Below are 11,725 nucleotides of genomic sequence, written 5' to 3'. Positions count from 1 at the left end.
TGCCCGAGCGGCATCGGTAGCGGAAATTCTTTGGCCCGTGGGTAGCATTGCCTGCGGCGCGGGCGGCTTGGCCTGGCGCCGGCTCGACCATCTACCCAGGGAGTTCCTCCTCGTGCCTGCCATCCTCGACAAGATCCTCCGTATCGGTGAGGGCAAGATCCTTCGCGAGCTCGAGGCGGTGGCCAAGGCGGTCAACGCGATCGAGGACGACTTCGTCAAGATGAGCGACGCCGAGCTGCGAGCCATGACCGACGAGTTCAAGGAGCGCCTCGGCAAGGGCGAGACCCTCGACGACATCATGCCGGAGGCCTTCGCCACCGTGCGCGAGGCGGCCCACCGCGTGATCGGCCAGCGTCACTACGACGTCCAGATCATGGGTGGCGCGGCGCTCCACATGGGCAACATCGCCGAGATGAAGACCGGTGAGGGCAAGACCCTGGTCGCCACCCTCCCGGCGTACCTCAACGCACTGGCCGGCCAGGGCGTCCACATCGTCACGGTCAACGACTACCTGGCCAAGTTCCAGTCCGAGATGATGGGCCGCATCCACCACTTCCTCGGCCTGAGCACCGGCGTGATCCTCCCGTCGATGCGTCCGGCCGAGCGTCGCGAGGCCTACAACTGCGACATCACCTACGGCACCAACAACGAGCTCGGGTTCGACTACCTGCGCGACAACATGGCCTCCGACATCAAGGACTGCGTGCAGCGCGGCCACGGCTACGCGATCGTCGACGAGGTCGACTCGATCCTCATCGACGAGGCGCGCACCCCGCTGATCATCTCCGGCCCCACCCAGGACGAGGTCCGCTGGTACGCCGAGTTCGCCAAGATCGCGCGCACGATGAAGATCGACGTCGACTACGAGGTCGACGAGAAGAAGCGCACCATCTCCGTGCTCGAGGGCGGCATCACCAAGGTCGAGGACCACCTCGGTATCGTCAACCTCTACGACTCGGTCAACACACCGTTGATCTCCTTCATGAACAACTCCATCAAGGCCAAGGAGCTGTTTCGCAAGGACAAGGAGTACGTCGTCATGGACGGCGAGGTCCTCATCGTCGACGAGCACACCGGCCGCATGCTGGCCGGTCGCCGCTACAACGACGGCCTGCACCAGGCGATCGAGGCCAAGGAGGGCGTGACCGTCCGCGAGGAGTACCAGACCCTCGCCACGGTCACCCTGCAGAACTACTTCCGCCTCTACAAGAAGCTCTCCGGCATGACCGGTACGGCGATGACCGAGGCCAGCGAGTTCGACAAGATCTACAACCTCGGCGTGGTGCCGATCCCGACCAACAAGCCGATGCTCCGCAACGACCAGGCCGACCTCGTCTACCGCACCGAGGAGGCCAAGTACCTCGCCGTGTGCGACGACATCGTCGAGCGCCACAAGAACGGTCAGCCGGTGCTGGTCGGCACCGTCTCGGTCGAGAAGTCCGAGCTGCTCTCCGGCCTGCTGAAGAAGAAGAACATCCCGCACAGCGTCCTCAACGCCAAGGTGCATGCCGACGAGGCGCGCATCGTCGCGATGGCCGGCCACAAGGGCGCGGTCACGGTCGCGACCAACATGGCCGGTCGAGGCACCGACATCATGCTCGGCGGTTCGGTCGAGTTCCTGGCCGACGAGGAGCTGCGCAAGAAGGGCCTCGAGCCGACGGGCGAGACCGCCGATCAGTACGAAGCCGAGTGGGAGCCGACCCTGGTCCGCATCCGCGAGCAGGTCAAGGCCGAGCACGACGAGGTCAAGGACACCGGCGGCCTCTACGTCGTCGGCACCGAGCGCCACGAGTCCCGTCGCATCGACAACCAGCTGCGTGGTCGTTCCGGCCGCCAGGGTGACCCGGGGGAGTCCCGGTTCTACCTGTCGCTCCAGGACGAGCTGATGCGCCTGTTCAAGTCCGACTGGGTCGACCGGGTGCTCACCATGCTGAAGGTGCCCGACGACGTACCGATCGAGAACAAGCGGGTCACCGGCGCGATCGCCAACGCCCAGGGCCAGATCGAGTCGCAGAACTTCGAGTCCCGCAAGAACGTCCTCAAGTACGACGACGTGATGGACCGCCAGCGCCACGTGATCTACGGCGAGCGCCGCGAGGTGCTCGAGGGTGCCGACCTCGAGCAGCAGATGCGCGGCTTCGTCGACGACGTCATCGAGGCCTACGTCACCGGTGCCACCGAGGGCTTCGCCGAGGAGTGGGACCTCGACGCACTCTGGACCGCGCTCAAGCAGCTCTACCCGATCAGCCTCAGCCTGGCCCAGGTCGAGGAGGACGCCGGCGCCCGCGCGGCCATGTCGCGGGTCGACCTGACCGCCACCTTGCAGAAGGACGCCCAGAAGGCGTACGACGAGCGCGAGGCGCTGGTCGGCGAGGAGAACATGCGCGAGCTCGAGCGTCGCGTCGTGCTCTCGGTGCTCGACCGCAAGTGGCGTGACCACCTCTACGAGATGGACTACCTGCGCGAGGGCATCTACCTTCGCGCGTACTCCCAGCGAGACCCGCTCGTGGAGTACCAGCGCGAGGGCTTCGACATGTTCCAGGCCATGATGGACGGCATCAAGGAGGAGTCGGTCGGCTTCCTGTTCAACCTCGAGGTCGAGGTCGAGGAGGACGAGGCGCCCGCCGAGGTCGTCGAGGCCGACGAGGTCACCGCCGTCGACGCGGAGCCGACCCACGTGCACGAGGGACCGCGGATCAGCGCCAAGGGCCTGCAGGCCCCGGCGCCCCCGGCGAACCTGTCCTACACCGGTCCTTCCGAGGACGGCGAGGCCGAGGTCACCGGCGGCACGACGGTCACCGACGCGGACGACCCGTTCGCCAACGTGGGCCGCAACGCCGACTGCCCCTGTGGTTCGGGCAAGAAGTACAAGAAGTGCCACGGCGCACCCGGCGGGCCCACCGGCCTGACCACCCGCGTCAACGGCTGAGGCGAGCCCCGGGTTCTTGTTGCGCGAACCGTGGATTCTTGCGGTTCGAGCCGGGGGTTCTTGCGGTTCAGGCCGGGGTTCTTGCGGTTGAGGCCAACCCCCTGGGGTTGACGAGGCAGCGAGCTCCCGGCCCTGCTCACCTCGTCGAACCGTGGGTTCTCGTCAACTCCGCTGGCGCTCCGTGACAACAACCCATGGTTCGACTCCTGCCGCTGGGACCCGCACTGCGTTGGAGTTCGGGTAGCGGCATTCGCAGAGCGAATTCTGCTACCCGAACTCCAACGCGGTGCACTGCCAGCGCGAGCTGACGATCTCGAGGCGGCCGGCGAGGCAGCGGTTGCGCTCGCCGTACTTCACCCGCACGCAGAACTCGACCGTGTCGTCGTCGAGGAAGCAGGTGTGCACGGTCTGCACCTGGGGACGCACCACGGGACGGCGGCCACGGCCGTGCCCGGCAGCGTGTACGCCGGCGCGCGCGACCACGCCGGCCCGGTAGGCGACCTCTGCGTGGATCCGGGGTGAGGTCCACCGGACCAGCTGGGAGGCGGGGCGGTCGCCGCCGATCACCTCGACACACGCCTGGCTGAAGGTCACGATCCAGCGGTGCAGGTCGGCGCGGACCGGGGGAGCGACGGCGACCACGTCGGCGCCGCGCTGAGGGGACTGCTCTGGCGCCCAGGGCGGACCCAGGTCGGGCTCCAGCTCGAGGGCGAGGGTGCCCTGGAAGCTGTTCGCAGCGGGTTCCACGGGCTGGCGGGGGCTGATCAGCGCCCTGACGTTGTTGCGGGTCGACGACATCACTTCTCCTCGGCGGACTGCTCGCGGGCGGACTGGTCGGTGCTGGAACGGACGGTGGAGGCTCGGACCGCGGAGGCTCGCGACCGGGGTAGGCGGAGGCGGGTGCCGGGATGGATGAGATCGGGGTCGGCCCCGACCACTTCGCGGTTGGCCTGCCAGATCTGCCGCCATCGCGCGTCGATCGATGCGTCGTCGGCGTCGTGCCCCAGGCTGCCTTCGGCGATCGACCACAGCGAGTCGCCGGCCCGCACGCGCACGGCGCCGGGCGCGGACGTCGCACCGGCCGTGGCGGGCCGGGTGACCACACCCGGTGAGCGATCGGGGAGCTGGAGGCCGGCCAGCACGGAGTGCCCCGGGTCGGCAGGTCGAGGCGGCAGGCCCGCAGACTGGTCGGCGACCGCAGGGGACAGCCCGGAGGCCAGGGTGACTCCGCAGGCCAGGAGCACCACCCGGCGCATCGCCGGCGGGCAGCCCCGGACCCGGACGGCCGTGGCGGCCTCGAGCACGGCCAACGAGGTGACCGCCCACCACCACACCGCACTCCCGGTCAGTGCCACGACGGCCAGCAGTGCCAGGGCCCGGTCGAAGGGCGCGTCGGCCAGCGCCCCGGCGTCGAGCAGCACGCCGCAGCGCCGGAGGTCGGGAAGGAGCGCGACGAGGGCGGCCAGGCAGACCAGGGAGACGCCCGCCCAGACCAGGAGGCAGCGGCTGAGCGGTGCGGTGTGAGGGACCCGAGACATGGCCAATGCTTTCGTTTGCGTGCGTTTGCATCAGTGAACGTCTCGTGACGTGGTTTGTCAACGGTTTCTCCACAGGTGTGGGTCGTTGACAGGGCGGCGTGAGCCGTGGAGGCTCCTCCCCATGACCTGGGAGGCCGACCTGTTCGCCTATCTCGACGACCTCGAGGGCGAGGCCGGCGCCGTCTTCGACGCCGAGCGCCAGATGGAGGTGGCCGACCGTGCGCGGGCGGAGTACTCCTCGGTCGACGCGGCCGGCCGGCTGATGGCGAGTGTCGGCTCCGACGTGGCCCTGCGGGTCACCGGTCTGGGCGCCCTGCGCGGACAGCTGGTGCGGGTGGCCACCGGCTGGTGCCTGGTCGAGTCCGGGCAGCAGGAGTGGATCGTGCGGTTGGCCGCGATCAGCGCCATGCAGGGCGTCTCGCCACGGTCGGTCCCGCACGACGCCTGGCCGGTCACGGCGAAGCTCGGTCTCGGGTCGGCGCTGCGGCGGATCAGCGAGTCACAGGAGCGTTGCGGGCTGCGAATGCTGGACGGCGCCCAGTACGACGTCGTACCGGTCCGCGTCGGCGCTGACTTCGTGGAAGCGGTGATGGGGGAGCAGCGCGAGCTCCACCTCTTCACCTTCGAGGCGCTGGCGGCGGTGCACACCAGGCGCTGAGGGCGCTTGCCTCAGGTCGCCTCGGCGTCGTACGGCGGCAGCTCGCCGGCGTCCAACGGGCGGCGGCCCCGGGGCTTCTCGGGCTGGGGATCGTCGGCCATCGCCTCGGCGATGTGCTTGCGCACGATCGTGCGGGGGTCGAGGTCGCGGAGCTCGAGGTCGGAGAACTCCGGGCCCAGCTCGTTGCGCAGGTCGTCACGCGCCGCGTTGGCGTAGGACTTCATCTGCTTGAGGAACCGCCCGGCCTGACGGGCCAGGTCGGGCAGCTTGTCCGGTCCGAACACCAGCACCGCGACCAGGGCGATGACCGCCATCTCGGCCAGGCCGATGTCGAACACGGATCAGAACCGGCTGGAGGGCGTGAGTCCGAGTTGCATGCCGGCCAGCCCGCGGCCCCGTCCGGAGAGGCCCTCCGCGATGCGGTTGAGCTCCTGGGCGGCAGGCGCGGTCGGGTCGGCCTCGACGATCGGCTTGCCCGAGTCACCACCCTCGCGGAGGGACACGTCGAGCGGGATCCGGCCGAGCACGCGGACGTCGTAGCCGAAGCGCTCGGAGAGCGTCGCGGCCACCCGGTCGCCACCGCCGGATCCGAAGATCTCCAGGCGGTGCTCGGGCTTGCCCTCCTCGGCGCAGTGCGGGCAGAGCAGGAAGCTCATGTTCTCGACGACGCCGACGACGCGCTGGTGCATCATCGAGGCCATCGTGCCGGCGCGCTCGGCGACCTCGGCGGCGGCTTCCTGCGGGGTGGTCACCACGATCACCTCGGCGTTGGGGAGGTGCTGTCCCAGCGAGATGGCGACGTCGCCGGTGCCGGGCGGCAGGTCGAGGAGGAGCGCGTCGAGGTCGCCCCAGTAGACGTCGGAGAGCATCTGCACGAGCGCACGGTCGAGCATCGGCCCGCGCCAGGCGACGACCTGCTCGCGCTTGGGCTTGAGCATGCCGATCGAGATCACGGACACACCGGACGGCGTGGGCACGGGCATGATCAGGTCGTCGACCTGGGTCGGGCGGGCGTCGCCCACGCCGAGCATGGCCGGCACCGAGTGGCCGTAGATGTCGGCATCGAGGACGCCGACCCGCAAGCCCTGCTTGGCCAGCGCGAGGGCGAGGTTCACGGTCACCGAGGACTTGCCGACACCACCCTTGCCGGAGGCGATCGCGTAGACCTTGGTGAGGGAGCCGGGCTGGGCGAAGGGGATCTCGCGCTGCGCCTGGCCGCCGCGGAGGATCTCCTGCAGGCCGGCGCGCTGCTCGGCGGTCATCACGCCCAGCTCGAGGTCGACGCCGGTGACGCCCGCCACCCGGCTGACCGCGGCGGTGACGTCACGCGTGATGGTGTCCTTGAGGGGACACCCGGCGACGGTCAGGAGCACGGTCACGGAGACCACGCCGTCGTCGCCGATCTCGATGCGGTCGACCATGTTGATCTCGGTGATAGGGCGCTTGATCTCAGGGTCGTTGACTGTCGCCAGTGCGGCGGTGACCTGCTCGATCGTGGGGGTGCTCATGATCCCCAAGCCTACGTGGTGCTCCGAGGTTCAACGATTTCGGTCTCGTCCCCGGATTCCTCCTCAGGCCCGCTGGCCGCGAGCTCCTCGAGATCGGTCAGCAGGACCTTCAGCTCGGAGCGGAGGAAGTCGCGGGTGGCCACCTCGCCGACCGCCATCCGCAGTGAGGCCACCTCGCGGGCCAGGAACTCCATGTCGGCGTGGGCCCGGGCATTGGCCTGCCGGTCCTGCTCGGCGATCACCTTGTCGCGGGTCTCCTGCCGGTTCTGCGCGAGCAAGATCAGCGGTGCGGCGTACGACGCCTGGAGGCTGAGCATCAGCGTCAGGAAGATGTAGGGGTAGTCGTCCCAGCGCACCGACGAGGGCGCGAGCGCGTTCCAGCCGATCCAGACCACCACGAACAGGGTCATGTAGATCAGGAACTTCGCGGTGCCCATGAAGCGGGCGAACTGCTCGGCGAAGACGCCGAACATCTCCGAGTCGTACGTCGGCCGGCGGACCAGCGGTCGGCGTACCTCGCGGGGTGTGTCGAGACGGCTTCGGCGCTCAGCCATGGGTCACCCCCGTGCGCGGGACCTGCTCGCGCCAGTTCTCCGGGAGCATGTGGTCGAGGAGGTCGTCGACGGTGACCGCGCCCAGCAGCCGGCCGTCGTCGTCGACGACAGGGGCGGCCACCAGGTTGTACGTCGCGAGGTGTGCGGCGACCGCGTCGATGCTCATCCCGGGACGCAGTGGGTCGAGCGTCTGGTCGAGTGCGGCGGCCACCAGCGTCGACGGTGGCTCACGCAGCAGGCGCTGGATGTGCGCGACGCCGAGCAGGCGCCCGGTCGGTGGTTCGAGGGGCGACCGGCACACGTAGACCAGAGCGGCCAGGGACGTGGTGAGGTCGGGGTTGCGGACGTGGGCCAGGGCCTCGGCGATGGTCGCGTCGGGCGGCAGGATCACCGGCTCGACGGTCATCATGGCGCCGGCGGTGTGCTCGGCGTACGACATCAGTCGCTTGACGTCCTCGGCGTCCGAGGGCTCCATCAGCTCGAGCAGCTGGGCCGCGGTCTCGGGCGGCAGGTCGGCGATGAGGTCGGCGGCGTCGTCGGGTGACATCTCCTCGAGCACGTCGGCGGCCCGCTCGGAGTCGAGGTGCTCCAGGATCTCGACCTGGTCCTCCTCGGGCAGCTCCTCGAGGACGTCGGCGAGACGCTCGTCGTCGAGACCGGCGATGACCGCGCCGAGGCGTTCCTTCGGCAGGTCGTGGATCACGCTCGCCGCGTCGGCCGGCCGCATCTCGTGCAGGGAGGCGAGCAGCTGGGTGGCGCCCTGGCTCTCCTCCGGCCGGGTCACACCGGTGACCTCGCCCCACTCGAGGACGTGGGTCTGACCCTTGCGGCGGAACCCCCGTCCCGGCTCCTGGAGCGCGACCCGGCTGAGCACCCAGTCGCGGTTGCGGGCCTGCTCCATGGCGACGTCGTAGACGACGCCGGTCACCTCCGAGCCGATCACCCGCACGTTGCGGTCGAGCATCTGCCCGATCACCAGGGTCTCGGTGGGCCGCTGCTGGAACCGACGCATGTTCAGCAGGCCCGTGGTGTAGACCTGCCCGGAGTCGATGTTGGTGACCCGGGTCATCGGCACGAAGATGCGGCGCCGGCCGAAGACCTCGGCGACCAGCCCCAGCACACGCGGCTGGCTGGACTCGGTGCGGAGCGCCACCACGAGGTCTCGCACCTTGCCGACCTGGTCACCCTGGGGGTCGAAGATCGGCAGCCCGACCAGTCGGGCCACGAAGACGCGGGAAGGGGCAGTGCTCACGAGACCCCACCGTATCGGCCGGGACGCGAAATCGTGCTCACGGACCGCCGAAGACGTTCAACGTCTGTCCGCGGTTCATGTTGCTGCCGGGGACGGAGGGCAGGCGCAGCGCGGTCATGACCAGGTTGGCGACGTCGGTGTTGCGCACCGGCTGTGCCTCGTTGTAGCCGGGCCTCGTGCGACCGGGACGCCGCAGCTGCGGGTTGATCGCATAGAGGTCCGTGCCCGCGCGCACGGTGGGGCCCCACACCACGAACGGGATCTGGTGGTTGCGCAGCAGCGACGGATCGGAGTTCGTACGCCGGTAGCCCGCATGCTCGGTGGTCAGCACGACGAGGGTGTGGCCACGCAGGGTCGCGGAGTTGTTGATCGTGACCCGGATCCGGCGGACCAGCTCGTCGACGCGTCGGGCGCTCTTCCTGTACGCCGCAGACATGTAGCCCGACTCGTGACCGACGGTGTCGAGGTCGTTGAGCTGCAGGAAGGAGAACCGTCGCGGGGACGTGGCCAGCTGGCGGGTGAAGTCGCGGACCAGGATCGCGCTGCTCCTGTTCTGGGCGTACGTCGTGATCTTGTTGCGGCCGTAGTCCCTGGTCTGGGGGTCGAGCGCGCCGTGCCGGGCGTCGTACGACCTGCGGATCATCGCCATGGCCGGATCCTGGGCGTAGAGCGCGGTCGAGTAGCCGACGTCGTGTGCCATCGCGAAGGCGCTGTTGACGTAGTGGCCCGCAGCCTGGGCGATGGTGCCACCGGTGTCCCTGTCGACGCCCACCCCGTGGCCGCCGTACTTCGCCGTCACCGAGCGCCCGGTCACCATCGAGGTGGCGTTGGGAAGCTGCGTGGTGCGGGTGTACTCGGTGCGGGCGTCGAGCGTCGAGGCGCCCTTCTCCATGAAGTAGGCCATGCCCGGAGCCCTTGCCGCGGCGAGCTGGGCCAGCATGTCGGGGCGCAGTCCCTCGACCGAGATGACCACGACCCGGGTCACTCCGCTGGTCTGGGCGCGCGCCGGGGGAATGCTCGCGTTGGCGATCACCAGCGGGTGGTCCGTGCTCTTGCGGACCAGGGCGCTGCGGAGTGCGACGTAGCCGGTGAAGCGGGTCGGTGCCGTGCCGAAGATCCAGTCGACCGGCATCGGCTTCGGCGGGTGGCAGGTGGACCCGGTGAAGTAGCCGCCGTTGGCTGACCGAAGCTCGGTGCGTCGGTAGACCGGGCAGAAGTAGAGCTCGCGCTCGTTCATGTCGCCGGTGAAGTGGACGGGCTGTCCGGGGTAGTTCTCGCGCAGCCGGTTGGCCAGGGCGATCTCGATGTTGGTCGCCTTGATCCGCCACTTGCGGGCGTCACCGCGGGCGTTGGCGGGGTTGTGGAAGTTCGCGAACCACGCGAGCTGGCCGGTCTTCACGTGGCGCAGCTGCACGTAGGGCATGCGGATCAGGTCGCCGCCGAAGTAGGGGATGTGCACCCACTTCTTCTGCACGACCTCCCAGGTGTCGCGGCGCCACGCGATGCTGTTGTGCATCGCGGCCGGGCCCAGCTCGGAGCCGGGGTAGATGCCGTACTGGGTGCCGGTGAGCGCCTTGAACTTCTTGAACTGGGGGTCCTGCATCTCCTGGAAGCCGACCAGGTCGATGTTCTGCTGGCGGAGCAGCTGCACGGACCAGACCATGCGCTGCTCGCCGGAGGCCCAGCCGGGTCGGTCGCCACCGGGCCTGGTGTGGCCGGCGCCGAGCAGGTTGAACGACGCCATCCGGAACTGGGTGGCCCCGGTGGGTGCGGGTGCGCGCGGGTTCTCCGCGCTCAGGCTGGCCTGACCGTCGTCGTTGCCGTTGCCGTCGGAGTCGAAGGGGGACGCGAAGTGCAGCACCGTCGCCATCAGGACCAGGGCGAGGCCGGCTCCGATGAGCACGCGAGGATGGGAACGCCGCCACGTTGTGAACCGGGCCAGCCTCATGCGTGCCCTCCTAACCGATCGACTTCTCTGGGCACGTAGGCGCCAGCATGACAGTCGGAGACCGGTTTCCCGGGCACTCCGACGCGGCCGCCTGTCGGCGTGTCGCACCGGATGTCGTCGGGGGAGCCCCCGGTGATACCTTGCGCGCGATGCCGACGACGGGTTCGGAGCGAGGGGAGAAAGGGCGACGATGGCTGGCCGGATTGTGTTGCACATCGGTGCGATGAAGACCGGGACGAGCTTCGTCCAGTCCGTGCTCGGGAACAACCAGGAGCTGCTCGCCGAGCGTGACGCCGTGTTCCTCGGTGGGGCCTTCGGGGTCCAGTCCCGCGCCGTGCGCGACGTGCTCAACCTGCCGAAGCAGCCCGGGAAGAACAAGCGGAAGTGGCGCGCGCTCGTGCAGCCCGTGGGCGCCATGGACCCCGACACCACGGCCGTGGTGTCGATGGAGTTCCTCAGCTTCGCCTCGGACCGGCACATGGGTCCGTTCCTCAACCCCTTGAGGAACTCCCACGCCACCATCGAGGTGATCCTCACCGTGCGCGACCAGTCCCGGGTGATCCCTGCGCAGTGGCAGACCTACACCCGCAACTTCGGTGACGAGTCGTGGCCCGACTACCTGCGCCGCATCGAGCCCTCGCGCAGTCGCCGGGTGACCCGCTCCCGGGCGCACCGCACCTTCCACCGTGCCCAGGACATCACGCCGATGCTGGAGCGATGGAGTCGTGCCCACGGCATCGCCAAGACCCACGTCGTCACCGTCCCGCCCCCGGACGCGCCCCGCTCGGAGCTGTGGGACCGGTTCAGTGCCGCTGCCGGGTTCGACGGGAGCGGGGTCGACCTCGACGACGTGCACGACAACACCTCACTGGGGTTCGGCTCCTGCGAGTTCCTGCGGCGCGTCAACGCACACCTGGCCGACGTACCCCCGCGTCGCTACCGCGTGGGCATGCGGGCGCTGGCCCGCGACGTGCTCGCCCCGCTGCGCGCCTCCGAGAGCAGGCCCGTGCTCGACCGTCGCGCCGCCGAGTACGCCGCCACGCTCAACCAGGAGCTGCGCGAGGCGATGTCCGACTCGCGGTTCGAGCTCTACGGCAGCCTCGACGACCTCCCCGTGTCGAGCAGCTTCCCCGACCTCCCGCGCAAGGCCGCCAGCGCACCCGAGGCAGAGGTGCGGGCGGCCACCCTCGCCGTCCTCGACCACCTCGAGGCCACCACCGACGTGGCCGTCGGAGCCCGCCCGTCGAAGGTGGACGATCTCATCGCAACCGCGGGTCAGGCACTGCGCCGGGCCAACGGGTGGAATGCGTAGCATGGTGCCGAACGCAGCGACGACCC

The 11,725-nt window shown here is 69.5% G+C and carries 10 protein-coding genes; 3 read left to right on the top strand and 7 right to left on the bottom strand.

Going from position 1 to position 11,725, the window contains the following annotated elements; all coding sequences use genetic code 11:
• Positions 1 to 112: 112 nt before the first annotated feature.
• Positions 113 to 2,929, top strand: a complete 2,817-nt coding sequence (secA, locus tag ASD66_RS01285) for a preprotein translocase subunit SecA (RefSeq protein ID WP_056681288.1) — start codon at positions 113 to 115, stop codon at positions 2,927 to 2,929.
• Between the two features lie 267 nt (positions 2,930 to 3,196).
• Here the strand turns inward: secA and ASD66_RS01280 are convergent, their stop codons facing one another.
• The gene (locus tag ASD66_RS01280) at positions 3,197 to 3,727 is read right to left on the bottom strand and encodes an Rv3235 family protein (RefSeq protein ID WP_056681285.1); all 531 of its coding nucleotides are present in this window, start codon (positions 3,725 to 3,727) and stop codon (positions 3,197 to 3,199) included.
• The gene (locus tag ASD66_RS01275) at positions 3,727 to 4,467 is read right to left on the bottom strand and encodes a LysM peptidoglycan-binding domain-containing protein (protein ID WP_056889816.1); all 741 of its coding nucleotides are present in this window, start codon (positions 4,465 to 4,467) and stop codon (positions 3,727 to 3,729) included. The genes ASD66_RS01280 and ASD66_RS01275 overlap by 1 nt, the downstream gene beginning before the upstream one ends.
• A 121-nt stretch (positions 4,468 to 4,588) precedes the next feature.
• Here ASD66_RS01275 and ASD66_RS01270 point away from each other — a divergent pair, with 121 nt between their 5' ends.
• Positions 4,589 to 5,125: a hypothetical protein gene (locus ASD66_RS01270; RefSeq protein WP_056889815.1), complete on the top strand. Its 537-nt coding sequence runs from the start codon at positions 4,589 to 4,591 to the stop codon at positions 5,123 to 5,125.
• An 11-nt stretch (positions 5,126 to 5,136) separates the two neighbouring features.
• Here ASD66_RS01270 and ASD66_RS01265 read toward each other — a convergent pair whose 3' ends face one another.
• Genes ASD66_RS01265 through ASD66_RS01245 form a run of 5 tightly spaced genes read right to left on the bottom strand, consistent with a single transcriptional unit; the run spans position 5,137 to position 10,342 of the window.
• Positions 5,137 to 5,463 (bottom strand): sec-independent translocase, encoded by a 327-nt coding sequence (locus ASD66_RS01265; RefSeq protein WP_056681275.1) that lies wholly within the window; start codon positions 5,461 to 5,463, stop codon positions 5,137 to 5,139.
• 3 nt (positions 5,464 to 5,466) lie between these two features.
• Positions 5,467 to 6,633, bottom strand: a complete 1,167-nt coding sequence (locus ASD66_RS01260) for a P-loop NTPase (protein WP_056890530.1) — start codon at positions 6,631 to 6,633, stop codon at positions 5,467 to 5,469.
• 11 nt (positions 6,634 to 6,644) lie between these two features.
• Entirely contained in the window at positions 6,645 to 7,187 is a 543-nt protein-coding gene (locus ASD66_RS01255; protein WP_056889814.1) for a DUF1003 domain-containing protein, read from the bottom strand.
• Complete coding sequence (locus tag ASD66_RS01250; protein ID WP_056681269.1) at positions 7,180 to 8,439, bottom strand: magnesium transporter MgtE N-terminal domain-containing protein; 1,260 nt, start codon at positions 8,437 to 8,439, stop codon at positions 7,180 to 7,182. Before ASD66_RS01250 ends, ASD66_RS01255 begins: the two co-directional genes overlap by 8 nt.
• Before the next feature lie 37 nt (positions 8,440 to 8,476).
• A complete protein-coding gene (locus ASD66_RS01245) occupies positions 8,477 to 10,342 on the bottom strand; it encodes an alkaline phosphatase family protein (protein WP_056889813.1) in 1,866 nt (621 codons plus the stop codon).
• 235 nt (positions 10,343 to 10,577) lie between these two features.
• On the opposite strand from ASD66_RS01245, the gene ASD66_RS01240 reads away from it, so the two are divergent.
• Positions 10,578 to 11,699: a hypothetical protein gene (locus ASD66_RS01240; protein ID WP_162254236.1), complete on the top strand. Its 1,122-nt coding sequence runs from the start codon at positions 10,578 to 10,580 to the stop codon at positions 11,697 to 11,699.
• The last annotated feature ends 26 nt before the right edge of the window (positions 11,700 to 11,725 follow it).

This window comes from Nocardioides sp. Root151, from assembly GCF_001427925.1.
In the GTDB taxonomy this organism is placed as follows: domain Bacteria; phylum Actinomycetota; class Actinomycetes; order Propionibacteriales; family Nocardioidaceae; genus Nocardioides.
The sequence above is the reverse complement of the archived record's forward strand: the minus strand, read 5'-3'. Positions and strand labels throughout refer to the sequence as shown.

What these genes read in the sequence shown, in the direction of transcription:
- ASD66_RS01260 (WP_056890530.1), bottom strand. Translation starts at nt 6,633, where the DNA reads ATGAGCACCCCCACGATCGAGCAGGTCACCGCCGCACTGGCGACAGTC.
- ASD66_RS01280 (WP_056681285.1), bottom strand. Translation starts at nt 3,727, where the DNA reads ATGTCGTCGACCCGCAACAACGTCAGGGCGCTGATCAGCCCCCGCCAG.
- ASD66_RS01275 (WP_056889816.1), bottom strand. Translation starts at nt 4,467, where the DNA reads ATGTCTCGGGTCCCTCACACCGCACCGCTCAGCCGCTGCCTCCTGGTC.
- ASD66_RS01240 (WP_162254236.1), top strand. Translation starts at nt 10,578, where the DNA reads ATGGCTGGCCGGATTGTGTTGCACATCGGTGCGATGAAGACCGGGACG.
- ASD66_RS01255 (WP_056889814.1), bottom strand. Translation starts at nt 7,187, where the DNA reads ATGGCTGAGCGCCGAAGCCGTCTCGACACACCCCGCGAGGTACGCCGA.
- ASD66_RS01270 (WP_056889815.1), top strand. Translation starts at nt 4,589, where the DNA reads ATGACCTGGGAGGCCGACCTGTTCGCCTATCTCGACGACCTCGAGGGC.